A 22078-nucleotide genomic window follows, 5' to 3' on the forward strand; every position below is an offset into this window, starting at 1 on the left:
GGCGGCTGTCCTTTCCCTCTGCTCTCTTCGCTCCCTCCTTCTCATTCTCATGTTGCACATCGATCCCCACGCCCCATTACCGCGGGCCATTCCCCGCCGTCCGTCGAATGCCGATGGCGCCATGTTCGCGGTTGCCCTGCGCCACGCGCGCGTGCTCGGATTGCACGACGAGCGGGTGCTGGAGGACTGGAACGCGCGTCGCCTCGCGAGCGGTGCGCCGTGTCGACGCGAGGCATCGCATGCTGCGCCGTCAAATGCCCGGTATTACTTCCTGCGCTCGCCCGAGGTAGCGCGTATCGAGCGCCATCCCATCGCTCCGCCCGCGCCAAAGCGATACCTCGGTTTCGACCGCGTCGCGCAGTCGTTAAGGCATGTCGCCATTGCGGTGAACATGACGATGCGCGAGCGCCTGCATGTCGATCCGCTGGAAGTTCAGGTGAGCGTTTTCGGGGGACGCATGCACATCGCGTCGAACTTTCACGCCGGGCGCATTCGTGAAGCGCTGCATCTCGCCCTAACCGACGATACGCTGATGTCGGGCGCGCCGCGGCGTCCTGCACCGGGCGACGTGCGCAACTGGGACGCGATGGTGGCGTCCCGGCGAGTGCGCGACATCGCCAAGCTCAGACATCGCTACGTGCAGGGCCACGCGCTGGATCGCGTGCGCACGGCTGCGCGCGATGAAGCGATGGCGGGCGTGGGCGTGCCCGCGCACGGCTCGCCTTCGGGACAGGAGATGCTCCGGCAACTCGACGACGCGTTCGACACACTGCGGCGGGTGTTGCGAGACGCCGCCAGCGCATCGCCCACGTTTCGCGATCTCGTCGTGCATACGCCAATGCGGGATGTTCCGAAACTTGCGTCGTTGCCGCCGGGGGCGACCGAGACCATGCACGCGGAGCAGTGTATCCAGACGGCTATCGCCACGCATGCGCAAGCGTGGCATCGCGAAGCGGTCGCCCGCCTGGGGCTGGCATCCGACACGCTGATCGTGGTGCCGATGGCAGGCCGCTTCGTGCCCTGCGCCGCATGCGCCGAAGTCGAAGCGCAGAGCCGCACGGACGGTGGTCTGTTCGATCCCGCGAATGGGCGCTTTGTACTGCATCGCAGTAGCCGTCGCATCGGCAAGGCGTTCGCCAACGAGGTGCAGCATATTGCACAGGCCACATTGGCGAAGACGCCCGCCCTGGCGGCGCACCGCGCGCAGCTCATCGCGGACCGTTTCGTCACCGCCCCGCAAACGTTGCGCGCCTATGGCACACCTGTCGTGCTGGATTACTCGCTCGATACGGAAAGCGAGAGTTCGGGCGACGACTCGTGAGCGTCGCCCGGGCGATGTCCCGGCCTAGTCGCGCGCCTCGTTCGACGAGGCGACGCCAGCATCGGCGGGCGCACCGATGCGTTGCGCGTCGTCCTTCAGGCGCGCGAGCGTCGTCGCGCCCAGCGCCGTGTCGTTCAGATCGGCATACGCTGCCCGGTCGCGGTAATGAAGCATCTCGCTGCCATCGGTCACGCCGATCGATGCCGACATGATCTCGTGATACGAGTGATGGTTCTTCGGAGGCATCAGATTCGCCATCATGACGATGCGGGCGTCGGCAAGCGAGGGCCAGTCGGAGACGTCCGTGGAGTACGACGCCATCTCCTTGCACTGCGCATAGTGATTGAGATAGCGCAGTGTATGACCGCTCGGACCCGAGATGACGGGCTTGTCGTGCAGGATGGCGCCAAGGGCGAATTTCGCGATCTGCGGATCGTCGCGATCAGACGTTCTCACCATGTTCGAACGATCGCCCGTGCGGTGCTGACGCACATCCGGCCCCACCGGATTCAGATCGCGGCCGTTGGCTTCGTCGCGTGTGTACTCGGCCGTGCTCCAGGTGATGTCGAGTGCGTCGTGCAGCAGACGCTTTCGCTCCTCGATGTCGCACTTGAACATGTAGCTCACGACGTCGTCCGTCGCCGCAAATCCTGCGTCCTCGTACACGCGCGCGACGCCCGCTCTGACGAGCGCCGCGCGGAAGACATGTTCGTCGGAAGGCGCATTTCGCAGGGCGTCCCAGCGCGCTTGCATGACGGCCTTGATCCGCTCCGGCAATTGTTTGGGCGACTTGATCTCGGCGATGGGGACGTCGAACTCGCGAAGATTCCACGGATGCATGGGGTTTTCCGGGTGGGGCGCCGCGTTGAACATGTTGCGGCGGCGCTTCGGGTTCGGCGCGTCGGGCGCGTCGTAGTGCGGCGCTTCGGCCTTGATGAGCGTGGCCAGCACGTGGGCGTCGAGCGTATCGTGCGAATGCAGACACTCGTGCGCACCGCCGATGCCCACGCGCTCGGCGAAGATCTTCGCTTGAGCGGCCGCGTCGAAATCGTCGTAACGCATCGGTGTACCGGTCAGCGCGCGAATGCGACGCGCCACATCGCGTATGCGCGGATCGTCGCACAGGGCCTCTCCCAGCTTTCGCTCGAATTCCACGCGCGCTGCCGCCTTGGGGTAGTACGGCTCGCAGTCGAACAGATTCCGTCCCGCGTCGTCACTGCGGTAGCGCTCGAAGGTCTGACTATCGGGCAACGAGTTGAGCGACGCCAGCGATTCCGTCGACTCGGAGCGCGTTTTCAGTCCCTTGTCGAAGTGCAAGGCGGGCATGGGTTGCTCGGGGGCCATCTGCACTTGCCGCTCCAGTGCCCAATTGTCGAATTCGCTTGCGACGCGCGCACGATTCAGAAACTGGACACTGCGTACGGCGTCCAGAAGATTGTCGCTGGAATGAACGCGTGAAATGTCGGACTGCACTCTCAACATCATGACTTAATGAACCTCGTGTCTTAAAAATTCGATCAGCGTGCGGTATTCGGAGAAACCAACGTCGAGCCGGCTTTGCGCGCCCTCGGCAATGCCGTCGTATTCGATGTTTGTGACGCCGAACAGCAAGCAATCCTGCGCTTGCGCCACGAGCCGCGCCGGTGCATGAGCGTCTGCCGCAAAGCAGTTTGCCGTGATCGAGCCGATCAGATCGGGATGGTGCTGCGCGGCGGGCGGGACGCCGATCCGGAAGTAGAGATCGAACGTGTCGACGGAGCCGTTCTCGCGGAAGTAGACGGCGTCGCCGTTTTCCAACATGACGCCGGCGCCGGGCGTGGCCTGCGCGCGAAGGCCGGGCAGATCGAAGCGGCGGCCGATGGCGTCCAGAAAATCGTTCAGCCGGCGTCGCGGCATTGGGGAATCGGGCAAACGCCCGGGTGACGCATCGTAGGGCACCGCGTCGTTTTTCGGCGCACGGAAATGGGATGGCATGCGGCTTTTACCGAATCATTGTGAAAAGAGCGGCGCATGTTATCGGCTAGCCGTCACCGCGAATAGACAGGCTCCCGCTTTTGGGGTGAATCATGGGGATTGGCGCCGCTTTTTCCCGGCTGTGGCATTCGCGCGATTCGTGTCGGATCTCTGCGTTGCGTCCGTTCGTTTGATTCTGAAATCGCCGGGCGGCGCGCCCGTCGAGGCCGAAAAAAAACCGCCCGAGGGCGGCTGAAGGTCGGGTGAGACCCAGAAAAACGAGGGCGATATTCAGCCCGCCAACGAACGGGCGAGCACGTCGCGGGCGCTGTCGAAATCCGACGCGAAGCGACGGTGCCAGTCTTGTCGCGTGCTGTCGTCGATCCATGCGCCGTCGAGGCCGTTTTGCATGAAGCCCCGCAAGTCGTCGAGCGTGAAGCCGAAGTGGCTGTACATCAGCTCCCAGGCCTGCGCCGGATTGACCTTGTGCAGGGTCGGATCGTCGGTGTTCGGGTGAATCTTCAGCCCGAGGCCCGGCATGCGGCGCATCGGGTGATCTTCCGCCCAACGCTGGGGGGAGAGCGTGCGCAGGTAGTACGAGTTCGTCGGCACGACGGTGAAGACGATGCCGCGCCGGGCGCATTCGCGTGCGAAATCCGGCGCGTCGACGATGGTGTAGCCGTGATCGATACGATCGCATTTGAGCAGCTCGAGCGCAGTTTCGACGTTCGTCCAGGGCATTCCGAATTCGCCCGCATGTGCGGTCGTCCTGAATCCGGCGAGACGCGCGTTGCGATAGGCTTTCCAGAACAATTCGGGCGGCCTGTCGTTTTCACGATAGTCGATGCCGATACCGATCACTTCGTCAGCGCGATGCGCACGCATCCATTCGACCATCTCGACAGCCTCGCTCGCCTCCGCCTCACGGTCGATGCTCGGAATCAGACGCCCGACGATGCCGTGGTCGCGCTCGGCGTCGCGAATGGCGGCGACGATGGCATGTTGCGCGTCGGCATACGGAAGGCCGGACGTGCGTACGGTGCCCGTGGGATTCCAGAAGAACTCGCTGTAACGGACGTTGTATGCGGCAGCGTCGGCCAGATATTCGTACGCGATGCGATGCAGATCGTCCGGCGACGTCAGCAGATACCGGTCGAGTGCGCGCAGTACGCGCAGCACGCCCACGGGCTTCTCGCCGCGGGTGTAGAACGCGTCGATCTCGGCGCGCTCCAGCGGTGCCTTCGACTTCTCGGCGAGCGCCACGAACGTGTCGTGACGCACCGCACCCAGCAGGTGGCAATGCAGTTCGACCTTGGGTATCGCGCGAAAGAAGGTGCGATGCGCTTGCTGAATCTGCACGCCGGTGCGTGCGGCGGGCACGTGGCCCGGTGTCTCTGTCATATCGTTCCGTCTTGATGATTTCACGGCAAAACCGACGCGGCCGCACGGGCCGGCCATGGGCGGCACCAGGGTCAATGACGCCCCACGACCGTCCAGAAGTAATACGCCAGCGGCAGCGCCAACACGTAAAGCCCCCACGGCAGCTCCTTGAAGCGACCCATGAGCGCCTTGACCAGCACGTAGCACAGCAAGCCCCCCGCGATACCGGTGCCGAAGCTGTTCGAGAGCAACGTGAGCAATACCATCGCAAGCACGGGGAAGGCGTCGCTGAAGTCGTCGAACGGCACATGGCGAATCGTGCTGAACATCGACAAGCCGATGAGGATCAGCGCAGGCGCGGTGGCTTCCTTGGGGATCGCCAGCGCGACCGGCACGAAGAAGCACACCAGAGCGAACATCACGGCGGCGGCAATGGACGTGAGCCCCGTGCGGCCGCCCGCTTCGACCCCCGCGGCCGATTCGACCAGCGCCGTGAGCGCGGGAATGCCCAGCAGCGCGCCGCCGGTTGCGGCAATCGAATCCACGAGAAACGGCCGGTTGATGTTCTCCATGTTGCCGTGTGCGTCGAGCAGACCGGCTTTGCCGCCAACGGCGAGGGTGGTCCCCAGTGTGGAGAAGAATTCCGCCGCGAAGAACGCGAACAGGTAAGGCAGTGCGGAGATCGTCAACGCGCTCTTGAGGTCGAGGGCAAACGCCACGGGCGCGATGCTGTGCGGCAGCGACATGAACGACTCGGGCACCTTCGTCACGCCCAGCGGCACACCGGCGATGGCGGCGATGAGAATCGACCAGAGGATGGCACCGGGGACCTTGCGGCCTTGCAGCAGCACGGCCGCACCGAGTCCGATCAGGGCGACGAGGGTGCCCGGCTTGCTGAAGTCTCCCAGCGCGAACGCGTTCGTCCTGGCGTTGGCGACGACCATGCCGGCGTTGCGCACGCCCAGCACCGCGATGAACAAGCCGATCGACGCGCCGAGACCCAGCTTGATCGCCGTCGGAATCAGGCGCGCCACCACACTGCGCGCCCCGATCACCGTCAGCAACAGGAACAGCAGGCCCGACAGGCACGCGATGGCGATCCCGGTCTGCCAGGCCACATGTTCGGTGGCCGCGAGCGTGACGCCCACGATGACCGAACCACCGATGCCGGGGCCGACGACGAACGGCAGGTTCGCGTAGAAACCCATCAGCACCGAGAACATGACGAACACCAGTATCACCGCGGTAGTGCTTGCGCCGCGATCCATGCCGCCCGTGGCGAGCAGCGACGGGATCACGACCAGCAAATATGCCGCCGCAAGGAAAGTCGTGATGCCGGCAAGCACCTCCGTGCGCACGCTGGAGCCGCGTGCGCCGATGGCGAAGCGGCGCTCCAGCCAGCCGCCCGGGGCCGTAGCCGTAGCCGTCTGGCCCGGGGGCATCGAAGGTGCGCTATCGTGCATATCACGCTTGGGAGTAGAGGTCTGCATAGGCCAAGAATAGAAGGTCTCTGGGTGGCACTTTACGTGCGCGCGACTATAAATAAAAAATGAAATTACTTATGATTCGATAATTCGAATCTATTCTGTGCGACACGCGCGGATTCCCGGGCACGCCCCGGTCTCCGGCGGCGTCGCGGTCCTGGTGTCTTGCCATCACGCATGACAAAGCATGACAAAACTTGAGGAGCGCGCCATGGCGTCTTCGTCCCGACGTCCCGAGAACGCTGTCGCCAAGGCCGAAGCGTCGTCCTGCGCGAAGGCGGTACCGGCAACCGGCCCCGCTGCTGCTGCGGCGGCGCACGTACCGCCTCTGCCCGCGCTCACGCTGCGTCAGGTGCAGTACTTCGTGGCGCTCGCCCATTCGCGCAGCTTCACGCAGGCGGCGCAGGCGCTTTCCGTCACGCAGCCCGCGCTGACCGCCGCCATTCGGCAGATCGAGTTCCTGCTCGGCGGGCGGCTGTTCGAGCGTTCCGCGCATCGCCTGACGCTCACCGACGCCGGCGCGACCATCCTGCCGCTCGCGGAACGCCTGCTCAATGCCGCGCGCGGGACTTTCGACGACATGACGAGCACCTTCACGCTGCAAGCGCAGACGGTGCGCATCGGTTTCATTCCGTCGGTCGCCGCGCGTTTGTTGCCGGTACTCGGGAGCTTGCGCGATTCGCATCCGAACGTACGCTTCGCACTCTCCGACTTGCCGAACAGCGAGCTGGTCGCCGCACTCGCGCGTGGCGAGATCGATCTCGGCGTGGGGATTCGCGACGAGGCGGACGAAGCGGGTCAGGCGGCCAATACCGAAGGCTTTCGCTGCGACGATCTCTTCGACGACGAAATCGTGCTCGTCGCGCGTCACGACGATCCCCTTGCCCGGGCCGGATCCGTCAGTTGGTCGCAACTGACCGAACGCGATCTCGCCGTGTTCGTACGCGGCAACGTCAGCGACTCGCTCCAGCGTACGGGCGGCTCGCAAAACCTGCGGCTCGAACCGAAGTACCGCATGGAGTACACCGAACCGCTCTACGCGCTGGTGCGCAGCGGTCTCGCGCTGGCGATCCTGCCGCGGCTCTACACGCTGCATCTGCACGATCCGGCGCTTGTTGCGCTCGACGTCATTGCCCCGCGCGTCACGCGTACAGTGGCGCTCATATCGCTCGTCGGTAAGGAGCGGGGGCCGCAAGTGAGCGCATGCCGCGAGTGGATCGCGAAGCATCTCGCCACATGACCGGCCTTGCCATGCGCTTGCCGCCGGCCGCGGCCGCCCGTCAGGGCAGGCGTGCGATGCGTTCGAGCAGCAAATCGTAGAAGCGCCCGGCGTCGATGTCAGTGAGCCACGTCGCGTTCGGCGCGCGCTTCGTGCGGCCGTTCCAGTCCACCACCGTCTCGCCCAGTGTGAGCTGGCCGGTGGTCTCCACCGCCACGTTCACGCGGCGGCCGCCGTACATCGTCGGGTCGAGCAGATAGCCGATGGTGCAGGGGTCGTACATCGGGGCTTCTTCCACGCCGCGGCGGCGCTTTTGATATGCGACGCCCGCGGCGAGAATGTCCGCGACGATCGGGCCGCAGCGATTCTTCAGCGCACGGAACGGCTCGATGCGCGCCGGCGTGATGAGCGCTTTCAGGCTAACGTCGCGCGGCACCACCGTCACCGGCACACCGGCGCCGAGCACGATGCTCGCGGCTTCCGGGTCGACGAAGATGTTGAACTCGGCAGCCGGCGTGTAGTTGCCGCGCTCGAACCATGCGCCGCCCATGAGCACGATTTCACGGATCGCCTTCGCGCCCTCCGGGGCCGCCGTGAGGGCGGTCGCGAGATTGGTCAGCGGGCCAATGCCGACGAGCGTCACGCTGCCGGGGGGCGCCGCCCGCAGGGTATCGATGAGATATGTCACGGCATGGGCTCTTTCCAGCCCGCCGCGCGGCTCGTGCAGCGCGACACCGTCGAGCCCGGAACGTCCCATGACATTCGCGGCCGTCACCAGATCGCGCATCAGCGGCTTCGGGCAGCCGGCGTAGACCGGCAGCGACGTCGTCTTGCCGGCCCAGTCGCGCACGATGCGGGCGTTGCGCTCGGTCAGGTTCAGCGGCACGTTGCCGCCGACGACCGTCAGCGCCTTGAGGTCGATCTGCTCAGGCGAACCGAGTGCGAACAGGATGGCGATGGCGTCGTCCTGACCGGGGTCGCAATCGATAATGACCGCGCGACGTGGCGAGCCGTCGGCCGTGAGCGGCGACGCGCCTTCGGTCGACGTCATTTTCGCGAAGGCGCTGCCCGCGCCGGTCGCGCCCATCGTAACAAGCGAGGCGGCAAGCGAGGTGCGCAGGAATCGGCGGCGGCTGTGTCGCTCGCCGGCCATATCGTGCATTGGATTCGATTCGTTCATGGTCGTCGTTTGGTCGAACTTGCGAAGCGAAGAACGCGCATCCGGGCGCGCCCGCGGTATCAGAACGTGTGACGCATGCCCAGCGTGATGGCCATCTGGCGCTTCGTGCTCGACGCCGCGTAACCGAAGAGCTGCGCGACCTGCGCGTCGCCTGCGGCCTGCTGGGCGTTGAGCGTGAGCGCGACGTCCGTACGCCTGGACAGCCAGTAGTCGGCTTGCAGGTTGATCTGATGCCATTGCGGACGCGTGTTGATTACATCGTACTTGCCTGCCGTGAAGCCGTACGCGGCGCCCAGCACGAGGGCCGGCGTCACGTTGTAGTTCAGCGTCAGGTTGTAATTCTGGAGATGCAGGTGCGAGTTGTCGAGATACGTGTAGTGCACGTCCGAGAACATCGCGCCGATGAGCGCCGGGCCCCAGCGGTAGAAGCCGCCCGTGGCGAAGATGCGTTGCTGGCTGGCGAAGACGTTGGCACGCGTGGCGCTCTTCGAGAAGATCAGCAGCGGGCTGGCGTAATCGTTGGCGATGGCGCCGTCGTTGTTCGTGCCGCTGAACGGGTTGTTGTACTGCGCGTAGGCGGCGTTCCAGTCGAAGTTGCCGTACTTGTAGCCGAGGCCGAAGCTGTAGGCGTTGTTGTTGCGAAAACCGGTGGCCGAGTTCGAGAAGCCATACTGCGCCGTGCCATGGAAGCCGCCGACGCTCGGGCTGACCCACTTCACCGAGTTCTGCATGCGGATGTCGTTGTATCCGTTGTCGTTGTCGCCAATGTTCACACCGTTACTCGAAATGATGATCGGGCCGACGTAATCGTGAATGGTGTCGTACTGACGGCCGAGCGTGAGCGTGCCCCACTGCTTGTCGGACAGACCGACGAACGACTGACGGCCGAAGGCGCGGCCGTTCTGCGCGCCGGTGCCGTTCACGATGCTGAAGCCGGCTTCGAGCGTGAAGATGGCTTTGGTGCCGTTGCCGAGGTCTTCCGAGCCACGGAAACCCCAGCGCGGATTCTGGTTGGTGCCCGAGAGCGCCTGCCACGTCTTGCTGCCGCCCTGGTTACTCACGTACCCCACGCCGCCCGAGATCAGGCCGTAAATCGTAACGTTGCTCTGTGCGTGTGCGGCGCTAGCGCCGAGTCCCATTGCTGCGGCAAAGCCGGCAAGGCCCAGGCGGGCCAGAATCGTGGTCTTCATGAGGTGTGGCGTTCTCTAATGTCGGTGTCCGCGCGCCTGCGAGAGTGGGCGCGGTTCGGACCGAACTATAGGGAAGGGGCTTGTATAAATATAATTTTGATTTTTTATATATCGATAAATTGAATCGATATAAGCGCGTGGGGCTCATGGGGACTGGGGGATGCCCCAAGGCGGGGTGATGCTGCGAGCGTTGCGTCTGTCCGACAGCTGGCTGCGCGAGCAGGCGTGCCACGAGCGAACACGGGGCACCGTCTCGCCCGGCTTCGCATCTCGCGCTCGAAACCGGCAATGGCATGAGCGAATTCCGCAAAACGCCCGGCGAATCGTTTCCTATGTTTGTACCGTACCGCACGTTGGGTCATGTCGGATATCCACCGGAATCTGCCTCTCGAATCCGCTGGGACATCGCTTTCCTCCTCCCCCATCTCGTCAGGAGAACTTCAATGGAAATTAGTCAGGTCAGCGGTATCGCGAGCGCGAGGTCTGCGGCAGTCCCTTCGTCGTCGAATATGGTCAAGACGGACAACGAATTGAATGATCGCTTATTGGCAGCGCTTGAGTTGGGGCCTTCCGTGTCGGTCGTTGGCGAATGGCCGCAGGCCCATGGATACAGTCGATGGGATTTTGTCTGTGCCATGCGTGACGATATTGAAAGACTGCGCGGCCAGCGCGGGACTTTTACGATTGCGGCGAATCCCGCCGGCGGAATCGGCTTCGAAGCGCTCAGGATCGCGAGCGCGCTAGGCATCGGAACGCTGGCGATCTATGAGAGTGCCGATGTCGTGCCCAACACACCATTTTGGGAGCGGGAAATTGTCATAGAGAGCGCGCAGGGCGGCGCGCCGACGCAAACGCCGGAAGGTAAGCGCGATGTATTTGGCACCCTGCAGGCGCTGCACCCCAGCTCGGGGGCGCTGCTGGCATACGGCGGCGGCGATGCAATGACTTCCGTTGCCGAGGCATGGTTCTGCGGATATTCCGTGTTCGTCGAGACGAAATTCATGGCGCCGGACAAACGAAACACTCTGGTGCAGGATTTCCTGAAGCGCACGCATATCCAGACGATGGCGCATGCGCATGTCAATGGATATCAGACCGTACACACCTCGACGGATCCGAAATACTTCTACGAAACGGAGCCCGATGCCGAGTCCCTCTTTCGTCAGAACGACACTGGCTGGTTGGAAAAAATCGGCGATTTTCTTGGGGCAGAGGCCAAGAAAAAATGGCTGCGCCCGGTCCAAATTCCCGAGGAAACGCCGCAAGATCACGACGATGCGGAACGTAATTTTTTTCCTCATTCTGTCAGGAGAAATTCATGGAAGTCGGACAAGTCGGCCGGGCCGCACGAATCATTGGGACAGAGGTGCAATCGTCAACCAGCATCGTCAGAACCGATCGGGAACTAAAGGAGCGGGTGACGACGCTTCTCGATGGCAGGAACTCCGTTTCTGTCGTCGGTGAGTTTCCCGGCACTGCGGCATTTCCAGAGGAGGTCACACAAGATGTGATTGACACCTTTGAAAGACTTCTCGGTCAGGGACGAAATTTCACGGTTGTCGCGAATCCGGGCGGCGACTTCGGCGCGATCGTGCTCAAAGAAGCAAAGAACATGGGCATCCGGACGCTGGCAATTTATGAAACCGGGGATATCTTGATTAGCGAGAAAACGTGGGATGACGAAATCGTCATTCAGGGCAACGGTGGGGCACCGACATTGATGCCCGAGTGCCAATTCGCGGTGTTCGGCCGCATGCAGGAATTACACCCGCGAACGGGGGTTTTGCTTGCCTATGGGGGTGGGGGCGAGTCGGTGGCCGAGGCGTGGAGCGGCAGATATCCGGTGTTCTTTCAGGACGAATTCATGTCGCCGCGCGATAAAGCGGCATACACCGAGAATTTGTTGAAGAAGACGATGGTGCGCAGGATGGAATATGCGCATTGCGATGGGTATCTGTTGGGCAACGACAAGGGACAACATCCCTGGTTCTTCGAAATGGATTTGGCGCCGGAGCGCCGTCATATGCTGGAATCCGACGATCGTCATTGGTTTGTCAAAATCGTCGATGCGTTGTATCTGGATCCGCAACAAAAATGGCGCGGCAGTTTCAGCGTCCACGAATGACATCGGGGAGCCGCACATTGCCATCGACGGTTAATCGCTGCTAAGCGCTGCTAAGCGCCGCGCGCAAGCAATACCGGCGCCTGTGCCACCAGATACAGCACGGCGCCGATGAGACCGCCGACGAGCGTGCCGTTGATGCGGATGTATTGCAGGTCTTGCCCCACGCTGAGTCGAATCTGCCGTGACAGATGTTCCGCATTCCAGCCATGCACCGTTGCGCGGATGTGTTCCGTCACGAAGTCGGCGAAACCTGGGGCCATGCGTTCGGCGGCGTCTCGCAGTTGCGCGTCGAGCGCCTTGCGTAACGATTCGCTGCGTGCGAGTTCCTGCCCGATCCACGCGGCGGCACCCGTGATCTTCGCGCCGATCACCGAGTCGCCGCGCGCCAGATCCCGCTTCACCCAGCTGCGCCATTCGCTCCACAGGCCGCCCACGTAGGCGTTCAGCGCCGTGTCGCCTTTCAACTGTGCCTTGAAGCCGTCGAGCTTCGCCTGGACGTCGGCATCGTGCTTCAGGCGCTCGATCAGCCCCGCAACCGCCCGGTCGAAGGCCTGACGCAACTGGTGGGACTCGTCTGCCTCCATCTGCGCGAGCAGGCGCGTCACCGCCGCCGAAATCATGTCGGAGCCCTTGTTGCCGATCCATTCCGAGGGCAACACCTTTTCCTTCTTTGGATGATCGGCCTTGAGCCATTCGACAATGCGCGCCGAGATGAACTGGCGCGTCTGCGGCTCGTTGAGCAACTCGACGAGATAGTCCAGCGTCTCGTCGAGCAATGCCTGATGGCGTCCCTCGCGCGTGAGCGTGTCGAGAATCGCCGCCGCCGATTGCGACAGGTCGAGCCGGTCGATCATCGTGTCGAGTGCACGGCGAATGAAGGCCTGTACGTTGCGCTCGTCCATCACGTCGAGCACACCGCTCGCAACCTTGACGAGCACAGCACTCAACTGACGCGTGTTCTCGTACGATCCGAGCCAGCGTGTGAGGGCATCTGCCGGGTTCTGCTGTTCGATCAGCCTCACGACGGACGGCGTATCGAGAAACTTCTCGCGCACGAAGCGGGCGAGGCCGTCGCCAAGGGCGTCTTTCTTGCGGATCAGGATGTTCGTGTGCCGCGAGAGCCCGGGGATCGGAATACGCCGGAACAGCGCCTCGACGGCGAACCAGTCCGCAAGGCCGCCGACCATTGCCGCTTCGGCCGCCGCGCGAATCCATCCGGTGAGGAAATGCACCGGCATGAAGAGCGTGGCGATAAAGATCGCCAGCGCAACGAGAAGGAACGAGAGTGCACGCCGTTCGGCGCGTTGCAGGGCGATGGCGGGATCGATGACATCCATGCGCGACCGGTTCCTCAGAAAACGAAGACGCCTGACAGGTTACCCCGTCAGGCGTCTCGTGATAAGTCCGGCGTTCTGCGCGCTATCTGCGCGCCCCACCGCGGACTATCCGTAAGCGACTGCGCTCATGGCTCAACCGCGGTGCTTCGCCTTCAGTTCCAGACGGTACTTGTGCAGCAGCGGCTCGGTATAGCCGTTCGGTTGCGTCAGTCCTTCGAACACCAGCGCGCTGGCGGCCTTGAATGCCAGCGAGCGCTCGAAGTTCGGCGCCATCGGCACGTAGTGCCTGTCACCGGCATTCTGCTTGTCGACCACCGCTGCCATGCGCTTCATCGTCTCTTCGACCTGCTCGCGCGTAATCACGCCGTGGCGCAGCCAGTTCGCCAGATGCTGGCTCGAAATACGCAGCGTGGCGCGATCTTCCATCAAGCCGATGTCGTTGATGTCCGGCACCTTCGAGCAGCCCACGCCCCGGTCGATCCAGCGAACGACATAACCCAGAATGCCCTGCGCGTTGTTTTCGATTTCCTTGCGGATCTCTTCGGCGCTCCATTCGGCCTTGGCCACCACCGGGACTGTGAGCAGGCCGGCGAGCAGCGCATCGCGTTCCTTCGCGTAATCGATCTTCTCAAGTTCCTGCTGGACGGCCTGCACGTCGACCATGTGATAGTGCAGCGCGTGCAGCGTGGCGGCGGTCGGCGACGGCACCCATGCGGTGTTCGCGCCAGCCTTCGGATGCGCGATCTTTTGTTCCAGCATCGCGTGCATCAGGTCCGGCATGGCCCACATGCCCTTGCCGATCTGTGCGCGGCCGCGCAGGCCGGCGGCGAGACCCACGAGCACGTTGCTCTTCTCGTAGGCCGTGATCCAGGCGGAGGACTTCATGTCGCCCTTGCGCATCATCGGGCCAGCTTCCATCGCGGTGTGCATTTCGTCGCCCGTGCGGTCGAGGAAGCCCGTGTTGATGAACGCCACGCGCGCGGCCGCCGCTGCGATACAGGCCGGGAGGTTGACGCTGGTGCGGCGCTCCTCGTCCATGATGCCCATCTTGAGCGTGTTGCGCGGCAAGGCGTACAGGTCTTCGATGCGGCCGAACAGTTCGTCGGCGAAGGCCACTTCGGCCGGGCCGTGCATTTTCGGCTTGACGATGTAGATCGAACCCGTGCGCGAGTTCAGACGATGCTTGCGGTCGTGCAGCGAGGCGAGCACGGTGACCACGCCGTCGAGAATGCCTTCCGGAATTTCACGGCCTTCGCGGTCGGTGATCGCCGGGTTGGTCATCAGGTGGCCGACGTTGCGGATGAACAGCAGCGAGCGGCCGTGCAGCTTCACGGGCTTGCCGTCGGCGCCGGTGTATTCGCGGTCGGCGTTCAGACGGCGCGTGAAGGTCTTGCCGCCCTTTGAGACTTCCTCCGTCAGCGTGCCCTGCATCAGGCCCAGCCAGTTGCGATACAGCTCGACCTTGTCGTCGGCATCGACGGCCGCGACCGAGTCCTCGCAGTCGATGATGGTCGTGACGGCGGCTTCGACGAGCACGTCCTTGATATGGGCGGCGTCGGTCTTGCCGATCGGATGGCTGGCGTCGAACTGAATTTCGAAATGCAGGCCGTTGTGCTTGAGCAGCACGGCCGTGGGCGCGGCGGCGTCGCCCTGGAAGCCGACGAACAGGGCCGGCGTGGCGAGACCCGTCTTGCCGTTCGTCGTCGTGACGACGAGCTTGCCGTTCTCGACGCTGTAGCCGGTGGCGTCCTTATGCGAGCCAACCGCCAGCGGTGCGGCCTGGTCGAGGAACCCGCGCGCGAAGGCGATCACGAGTTCGCCGCGCTTCGGGTTGTAGCCGGCGCCCTTCTCTGCGCCGCCGGTCTCGGGGATGGCGTCCGTGCCGTAGAGGGCGTCGTACAGGCTGCCCCAGCGCGCATTGGCGGCGTTCAGGGCGTAGCGGGCGTTCGACAGGGGCACGACCAGTTGCGGGCCGGCCTGCTCGGCGATTTCGTAATCGACGTCTGCCGTGGTGGCCTTCACGCCGGCCGGTGCAGGCAGGAGATAGCCGATCTTTTCGAGGAAGGCGCGGTAGGCGGCAGCATCGGCAATCGGACCCGGGTTGGCGCGGTGCCAGTTGTCGAGTTCGCCTTGCAGACGGTCACGTTCGGTGAGCAGGGCGCGGTTCTTCGGGGCGAGGTCATGGACGATGGCGTCGAAGCCTTTCCAGAACGCGTCGACATCGACGCCGGTGCCCGGCAGGGCTTCCTTTTCGATGAACGCGATCAGATTGTCTGCGACCGTCAGGCCGCCACGCTGGGAAGTGGAAGTCATGATGCTGTACTCGAGTTTGAAAACCAGGTTGACGCGACTCCGTCCGCCCTCTTGCCGGGTGTCCGGCGCATTTCGCGACGGACCGATCGTCAGGAGGACAGACGTTAAGGGGCAGTCTTATATAAGAGTCTGAGTGTAATCCTTCTCCGGTCACTCGGAAACCCGGTATTTCGAGTCCCGGCACCGCCGCAGCTTATAGGTGGCATAAGGGTTTGCGTATGACATCGACGCGACGAGGCTTTGCGCCCGGTCGCCGATTTTTCGTGTGCAGTTGCAGCATTCGGTATGGCGTTTCACTTTATGAGAAACGCAGACGATCGAATGAGGATGTGCGCGAGCGGCGTGGACACGCGGGATTTTGTTCGCTCCCGCGGCGGGTACACTCGGTGTTTTCGCCGAGTGCGTACCCCCAGGACCATCCGCCCAAGGAGGCAAGCGTCGTGAAACAGATCTTGATGATGAGCAGTTCCCGCAAGGGTCAATCGGCCTATCTGGAACATGCGGGGGATCAGGTGAACGCGGTGCTCAGGGGCCGCGCGAAGCGCGTGTTGTTCGTGCCTTATGCGGGCGGCATCACCTTTGGTTTCGACGAGTACGAGTCGCGTGTGAAACCGTCCTTCGAGCGTTTCGGATACGAGCTGGAGTCCATTCATCGATACCGGGATGCACGTGCGGCCGTCGAGCAGGCGGAAGCCGTGGTGATCGGTGGCGGCAATACGTTTGTGCTGCTCGACCGCATGTACAACGCGGGCATTGTGGGATTGCTGCGCGAGCGCGTGAGCGCTGGCATGCCGTATGTGGGATGGAGTGCCGGGGCGAACGTCGTGTGTCCGACCATCCGCACGACCAACGACATGCCGATCGTCGAGCCGCCGACACTCAAGGCATTGGGCGTGGTGCCGTTTCAGGTGAATCCGCACTTCATCAGCGGCAAGCCAGCGGGTCACAACGGCGAGTCGCGCGAGGAGCGTCTTGCGGAATATCTGGCAATCAACCCCGACGAAGGTATCGTCGCGATTCCCGAGGGCGTCGCATTACATGTGCATGGTGATAGCGCTACGGTGCTCGGCGAATTCGACGCTCTGCATTTCAAGCAAGGCGGCGTCATCGACAAGATCGCGACAGGCAGCACGTTCGCGTTGGCATCGATTTGAGTTGGGTGCCGTGTCGTTGTATTTGACGGATGGCTCCGGGGTGCCGGAGCATCCGTAAATTCTGAAAATATGAGTTTTTGCGCCAAGTTTCGGTAGTGAGGCGCTGTCCTGCTGGCAAAATTCCCACTCGTTTTCCGATGCGCTCTCCCCCCGGAGCGCAATGACTGTCGATGACGCGAGCGAGTGGTAACCGTTCGTGAACGGTACATGTAAAGGGGGGAATCTTGGCTCGGAAGTACACGAATCTCAGGCTTACCGGCGAGCAGAAAAGAGACCGGCCCGCCCGCGTGACCTTTGTCAACTTCGTCCGCGAAGCGCGGAGAGTCTGATGATGGCAGAACTCAAACATTCGTCTGCAAAGTGGTTCGCCACAAACGCAAAGGGCTTCGGATGCGAGGTTTTTGCGTTGATGGCCGCCGTTCTCAATGGAACGATCGGCGTGCTCACGCGAACGGCGTTCGATCAGGGGGCGACCCCGGCGTCGGTGGCATTCTGGAAGTGCTTCGGCGCGTTCGTGCTGGTGTCGGCATATTGTGTTTGCCGACCCGAATATCGCACCCTCACCGTCAGGCTCGCGCCGCGTTGGCCACAGTTCGCATGCCTTGCGTTTCTCGGGATCTTTTGTCTCTACTTCTTCGAGACGAAAGCGTTTTCCCGAGCATCGATTCCGCTCGTCTCGTTCCTGACCTATGCTGCCGGCGGTGCAACCGTCGTGCTTGCAGGACGCTATCTCGGCGAGCGGCTCACCCGCCGAAAGATCGTTGCGTTCGCCGCGATGGTCGCTGGCGTGGGCGTCATGAGTTTTTCCGAGACGGATGTCAGTGGCACGGCGTCCGGTATCGGGCTGGCCCTGGCCGGCGGCTGCGGTTACGCCCTGTTCATCTTCTTTTCGAAATGGTTTCGTGCCGGTGCAGGCCCGTCGCAACTGGTGTGGCTATTCGGGTTTGGAAGCGTGTTTCTGCTCATGCCGCTGATTCAGGAGGGCTTCACGGCGCCCGACGGCATGCAGTGGGCGACACTTGGTGTGCTCGTCCTGTTGCCGACGTTCGGCGGCTTCTACTTCACGACGCGTGCGGTGGAGCGAGGGCAGGCCAGCAAAGTGCAGATCATTGAGACAAGCGATCCGCTGTTCGCCACCGCGTTCGGCTTTTTTCTCTTGGGGGACGGGCTCACCTATGCGGGCGCGCTCGGCGCGGCATGCATTGCCATCGGACTCCTGACAGCTGTCTGGCAGCCAACGAAAACCGCCGCCCGGGGGTGAACCTCGGGCGGCGGTTTTCGGGCACGTGTCATTGGCGCAAGGTGCGGCAATCCTGCGGCTCAGCATCAGGTGGACGTCAGCGACGCCATGCGATCAGGCGTCGTCGTCGAGCCAGGGCACTTCGACGTCGGTCAGGAACGCGACCATCGCGAGCGGGCGTGCTTCGTGGCGACCCATCTTGCCATCGGCGCGATGCCATACGACCCGGAACGTCTCGGGATGCTTGTCGGCGATGAGTTGCACCGTGCGCAGCTCTTCCTCGTCCGCCTCTTCGATGGGGCCGTCGAACGACAGCACCAGCGCCTGGGGCCACACGCCGTCTTCCGGATCGTAGACCTTGTCGCCGTTCGGCACGTCTACCACCGCCTCAACGCCGATGGTTGCCGACGCTGCCACGATCATCTCGCCAAGCGCTCGCAGCAGCGCCGTCGCACGGGCGGAGTTGATCTGGCGCATGGCGAGATCGCCACGCGTCAGGGCCTGTTCCAGCTTGGGGTCGGTTTTTTGTTTGGACATGCGGTTCCTCGGTAAAACGTTAGCCACCTCGCGGCGACCGGCCATGTCAGTGCGACACCGGCCCACGCGCGGGGTTCCGATGCTACCACCGTCGCGCTCGCCGGGGCGCATTACAATGCGGGTTTCATCACTCGCACAGCCGCCCGCCCGCCGTCATGGATTCTTCCAAACCCGCCGATTCCACCATGTCCGCCGCGTCTGCCACCCCGGGGTCCGGCTCCCAGGCCAGTGACGTTTATCTGCGCCTGCTGGGTGAGACCGCCAAGATCGACTGGAAGGATCTGGAATCGTTCTTCGCGCGCGGTGTCCTGCTGTTCGTCACGCCCGGCGTCGACCTCGTGTCGGTTGCCGAGGCCATTGCCAACGACGACAAGGCCGCGGTCACCCAATGGCTGACGTCGGGCATGGTGCAGCGCATGCAGGCCGAACAGGCCGCGAATTTCGCCGCGCGCACGCCCGAACTCTGGGCCGTGGTCGTTGCACCGTGGGTGTTGGTGCAGGAACGCGGCGCCGTCGCCTAAGCCCGCGATCGCGTTATTCCGTGATGCCCGCTTCAACGAGGCGTCGCGTGCAATCCTCCAGCAGATCCTGGGCCACCGCAGACGCATACGCATAGTCCGCGTCGAGCGATTCCGTCATTTCATGTGCCGTATAGAGGCCGGCTTCCCGCGAGAGCGTACCCGCCAGCTCGCGGGCGAAGTCGTCGCTCAGCGTTGAGAGCAGTCGCCGCTCGTCCAGCGGCAATTGCAGCTTCGAGCGCGATAGCCACATTTGCGCGAGCGTTGCCCCCTGCTTGTCCGTCATCCACTGACCATGCTCGTAGAACGCCGAGAGACGTTCGGCCGTCAGCGCGAACAGTAGCGCGCGGCGGGTGTTGAAATTCAGACGAATCGGCGGGTTAGGCGTAGCTTCCGACATGACGGCAGCCGCAATATGCGGACAAAAACGAGATCAGCGGCAAAGGTATCACGCGAACAGTCGCAGTAGCGCATTGCGCGCGTGGCGAATCAGGTCGGTCTCGTCGGCACGTCCCGGCAGCAGGTGGAACTCCGCGCGCGGCAATGCCGGTAAGCCGAGCGACGGCGGGCAGACGACCAGATCGGGTGTGAGCGCCGATTCGTTCAGACACGAGATGCCCAGCCCCGCGCCGAGTGCCAACTGCATGCCCGCCACACCGGCGGCCGAATGGGACACGCGATAGGGGACCTTGTGCCGCTCCAGCACATTGACCACAAGCGTTTGCAGCGCGCACGGGCGCGGCAGCGTGACCAGCGGCAGCGGCATGTCGACCGGCTCGCGCAACGTTGCCGACATCGCCCACACGAGCCGCTCCCGCCGGACCAGCGTGGCAGACGTGCTGGCGCCGGCAGCGCCGTCGTCCGCGCCGTCGTCCGCACCGACATCCCCGTTCATCAGACGCAGGGCCAGCCCGACGTCGAAATGCTCGCCGGTGAGCGCCGTGCGCTCGATCTGCGAGCTTTGCATGGCGCTGACGTGAAGCCGCAGGCGGGGGTACAGACTCGTGAAGCGCTTGAGCACACGCCCGACATCGTGCGGACGGTAGTAGTCGGTGATGGCGATGCGCAGTTCGCCGTCGAGCAATACTCCCTGCAAATCTTCGAATGCCGCTTCCGACAATGCCGCGATCTGACGTGCGTAGGCCACGAGCCGCGTGCCGGCCGGTGTCGGGCGCATACCTTTGCGCGAGCGCACGAGCAGCGGTTGCCCCGCGCGCGCTTCGAGCTTCTTGAGTTGTTCGCTCACCGTCGACTGCGACAGGTAAATCTGTTCGGCCGCCGCCGAAATACTGCCGGCGTCGTGAATGGCGATGAAGGTACGTAGCTGAGTCAGATCGAAGGCACGGGCGTTCATGGCGGCTCTCGAAAGGAAGGGCGTCGAGCGTATGGCGGACGGTTGGATTGCACCGTAGTTAATCCGGAAAACACGATATAAGCCATCGAATTTTCCCGCTTTTCCGATGGATTATACGTCCGTAGCATGCGGAGCATGGCGTACCGATTCATGCCACGCCGATGCATATCAGGCGGGACGCGCCGGATTCACAGCATTCACAGCATTCACAGCATTCACAGCATTCACAGCATTCACAGCATTCACAGCATTCACCGGATTCCCTGACTTTCCTCTTTGAGCCGCGGCCCCAAAGGTCCGCGCACCGTGTCACTCATGAACGAACGCCTGTGTACCGCGCCCGCCTCGCGGGCAAATGCCCGCCCCGCTGCCTCACTGTCTGCCGCACCTTCGGCGCCCATAGCACCCATAGCGCCCGCAGCATGGACTCACACCGCCCCGAACCTTGGCCGCAACCATCGCTGGAAAGTGCTGGGTGTCGGTGTCGCGGCCAATTGCAGCTTTGCTGCCGCCATGGGCGGCATTCCCGCGACCGCCGTGCAGATGCGAAGCGACTACGCATTGGGAACCGCCGATCTCGGCCTCGTGCTCGGGATGATCGGTCTGGGCATCGCCGTTTCCGAATTGCCGTGGGGCATGCTCACGGATCGCTGGGGCGACAGGCGGGTGCTGCTCGTTGGCTTGCTGGTGACGGCGGCCGCGCTGCTCGGACTCGGTCTCTGGGGCGTGCCGACGGCGCATTTCGTCCCGTCGATGCCGATGCTCGCGGCGGGCATGCTGGCCGTCGGTGTCCTTGGCGGCAGCGTGAACGGTTCGAGCGGTCGCGCCGTCATGCGCTGGTTCCACGACAGCGAGCGCGGTCTGGCGATGAGCGTACGGCAATGCGCAGTGCCGATGGGCAGCGGGATCGGTGCGCTGGTGCTGCCCGGCACCGCGCTGCACTTCGGCTTCGGCGCCGTGTTCGTCGGGCTGGCCCTCGCGTGCGTTGCGGCAGCGGGCATGGCGTGGCGATGGCTCCTCGACCCGCCGGAGGAACCGCACGAGCCGACGCGCGCGACTGGCGCGGCGTCCGGTGCACAGCGCGCCACGACCTACTCGCCGCTTCGCGATGCGCGTTTGCTGAGCACCGCGTTGGGCATGGCCATATTGGTCATGCCGCAAGTCGCTGTGGTGACGTTCGGTACGGTGTTCCTGCACGACTTCGCGCATGCGAGCGTGCTGACGATCTCGCTCACGCTGGGCGCTGTGCAGGCCGGCGCTGCCATTACGCGCGTGTGGAGTGGACGCTACACCGACAGGCATCGCAATCGTCCCGCCTATCTGCGCACCTGCACGATGGCCGTGGGCGTGGTATTCGCGATGCTGGGATTGCTCGTGGCAATGCTCTCGATGCGTGCCGACTGGCTCGCGCTCGGCACGCCGCTCCTGATTGCGCTGCTGATCGCGGGGGGCGTGGTGGCATCCGCCTGGCATGGCGTTGCGTTCACCGAACTGGCGACGCTTGCCGGCGCATCCCGCGCAGGCACGGCGCTGGGCATCGGCAACACCGGAGTTTTCCTCACGATGTTTCTCACGCCGCTGACCATTCCGCTGCTGCTGCCGGTCGGCGGATGGGGGCTGGTCTGGGCGGGCGGTCTGGTTTGCGCGGCGCTCGCCTGGCCGCTTTTCGTATGGTCGCATCGCACGGCGAAGCCGGTGTGACCGGGCCGGCATGATGAGACCGGCGCGATGAGGCTGGCGCGATGAGGCCGGTGCGCCGCCGCTCGACGTTCG

General features: G+C 63.7%; 19 protein-coding genes. 8 read left to right on the top strand and 11 right to left on the bottom strand.

The genetic code is table 11. The features are described 5' to 3' along the window. The first annotated feature begins 121 nt into the window (after positions 1-121). Entirely contained in the window at positions 122-1321 is a 1200-nt protein-coding gene (locus tag AB870_RS00250) for a hypothetical protein (protein WP_084663168.1), read from the top strand. A gap of 24 nt (positions 1322-1345) precedes the next feature. On the opposite strand, the gene AB870_RS00255 is transcribed toward AB870_RS00250, so the two are convergent. From AB870_RS00255 to AB870_RS00270, 4 genes are all read right to left on the bottom strand, one after another. Next, positions 1346-2806, bottom strand: coding sequence for a hypothetical protein (locus AB870_RS00255; protein WP_053059506.1), 1461 nt, complete (start codon positions 2804-2806; stop codon positions 1346-1348). Between the two features lie 3 nt (positions 2807-2809). Next, a complete protein-coding gene (locus tag AB870_RS00260; RefSeq protein ID WP_157112183.1) occupies positions 2810-3295 on the bottom strand; it encodes a hypothetical protein in 486 nt (161 codons plus the stop codon). A 270-nt stretch (positions 3296-3565) separates the two neighbouring features. Continuing rightward, a complete protein-coding gene (locus AB870_RS00265; RefSeq protein ID WP_047906477.1) occupies positions 3566-4675 on the bottom strand; it encodes an adenosine deaminase family protein in 1110 nt (369 codons plus the stop codon). 71 nt (positions 4676-4746) lie between these two features. Continuing rightward, positions 4747-6096 (bottom strand): NCS2 family permease, encoded by a 1350-nt coding sequence (locus AB870_RS00270; protein WP_047906478.1) that lies wholly within the window; start codon positions 6094-6096, stop codon positions 4747-4749. A 253-nt stretch (positions 6097-6349) separates the two neighbouring features. Here AB870_RS00270 and AB870_RS00275 point away from each other — a divergent pair, with 253 nt between their 5' ends. Further along, the gene (locus AB870_RS00275) at positions 6350-7378 is read left to right on the top strand and encodes a LysR family transcriptional regulator (protein ID WP_084663171.1); all 1029 of its coding nucleotides are present in this window, start codon (positions 6350-6352) and stop codon (positions 7376-7378) included. 40 nt (positions 7379-7418) lie between these two features. Here AB870_RS00275 and AB870_RS00280 read toward each other — a convergent pair whose 3' ends face one another. Next, entirely contained in the window at positions 7419-8510 is a 1092-nt protein-coding gene (locus tag AB870_RS00280) for a nucleoside hydrolase (RefSeq protein WP_047908610.1), read from the bottom strand. 86 nt (positions 8511-8596) lie between these two features. Further along, positions 8597-9727, bottom strand: coding sequence for a porin (locus AB870_RS00285; protein WP_047906479.1), 1131 nt, complete (start codon positions 9725-9727; stop codon positions 8597-8599). Positions 9728-10170: 443 nt separating this feature from the next. Here AB870_RS00285 and AB870_RS00290 point away from each other — a divergent pair, with 443 nt between their 5' ends. After that, positions 10171-11136: a hypothetical protein gene (locus AB870_RS00290; RefSeq protein ID WP_157112184.1), complete on the top strand. Its 966-nt coding sequence runs from the start codon at positions 10171-10173 to the stop codon at positions 11134-11136. An 8-nt stretch (positions 11137-11144) separates the two neighbouring features. After that, positions 11145-11852 (top strand): hypothetical protein, encoded by a 708-nt coding sequence (locus AB870_RS00295; RefSeq protein WP_157112185.1) that lies wholly within the window; start codon positions 11145-11147, stop codon positions 11850-11852. Positions 11853-11902: 50 nt separating this feature from the next. On the opposite strand, the gene AB870_RS00300 is transcribed toward AB870_RS00295, so the two are convergent. Next, entirely contained in the window at positions 11903-13189 is a 1287-nt protein-coding gene (locus AB870_RS00300; RefSeq protein WP_047906482.1) for a DUF445 domain-containing protein, read from the bottom strand. Positions 13190-13321: 132 nt separating this feature from the next. Then, a complete protein-coding gene (locus AB870_RS00305; protein ID WP_047906483.1) occupies positions 13322-15502 on the bottom strand; it encodes a malate synthase G in 2181 nt (726 codons plus the stop codon). Positions 15503-15942: 440 nt separating this feature from the next. Here AB870_RS00305 and pepE point away from each other — a divergent pair, with 440 nt between their 5' ends. Together pepE and AB870_RS00315 are read left to right on the top strand one after the other, a co-directional pair. After that, positions 15943-16656 (top strand): dipeptidase PepE, encoded by a 714-nt coding sequence (gene pepE / locus AB870_RS00310; protein WP_084663174.1) that lies wholly within the window; start codon positions 15943-15945, stop codon positions 16654-16656. A gap of 328 nt (positions 16657-16984) precedes the next feature. Then, on the top strand, positions 16985-17917 hold the full coding sequence (locus AB870_RS00315; protein WP_237170014.1) for a DMT family transporter: 933 nt from the start codon (positions 16985-16987) through the stop codon (positions 17915-17917). A gap of 93 nt (positions 17918-18010) precedes the next feature. On the opposite strand, the gene AB870_RS00320 is transcribed toward AB870_RS00315, so the two are convergent. Then, positions 18011-18433 (bottom strand): hypothetical protein, encoded by a 423-nt coding sequence (locus tag AB870_RS00320; protein WP_047906484.1) that lies wholly within the window; start codon positions 18431-18433, stop codon positions 18011-18013. A gap of 185 nt (positions 18434-18618) precedes the next feature. Here AB870_RS00320 and AB870_RS00325 point away from each other — a divergent pair, with 185 nt between their 5' ends. Next, positions 18619-18954, top strand: a complete 336-nt coding sequence (locus AB870_RS00325; protein WP_047906485.1) for a DUF2288 domain-containing protein — start codon at positions 18619-18621, stop codon at positions 18952-18954. A gap of 13 nt (positions 18955-18967) precedes the next feature. Here AB870_RS00325 and AB870_RS00330 read toward each other — a convergent pair whose 3' ends face one another. Then, on the bottom strand, positions 18968-19351 hold the full coding sequence (locus AB870_RS00330) for a hypothetical protein (RefSeq protein ID WP_047906486.1): 384 nt from the start codon (positions 19349-19351) through the stop codon (positions 18968-18970). 48 nt (positions 19352-19399) lie between these two features. Next, positions 19400-20305, bottom strand: a complete 906-nt coding sequence (locus AB870_RS00335; protein ID WP_047906487.1) for a LysR family transcriptional regulator — start codon at positions 20303-20305, stop codon at positions 19400-19402. Between the two features lie 315 nt (positions 20306-20620). Here AB870_RS00335 and AB870_RS00340 point away from each other — a divergent pair, with 315 nt between their 5' ends. Then, a complete protein-coding gene (locus AB870_RS00340; RefSeq protein ID WP_084663178.1) occupies positions 20621-22006 on the top strand; it encodes an MFS transporter in 1386 nt (461 codons plus the stop codon). Positions 22007-22078 lie beyond the last annotated feature (72 nt).

Source organism: Pandoraea faecigallinarum, from assembly GCF_001029105.3.
GTDB classification, from domain to species: Bacteria; Pseudomonadota; Gammaproteobacteria; order Burkholderiales; family Burkholderiaceae; genus Pandoraea; species Pandoraea faecigallinarum.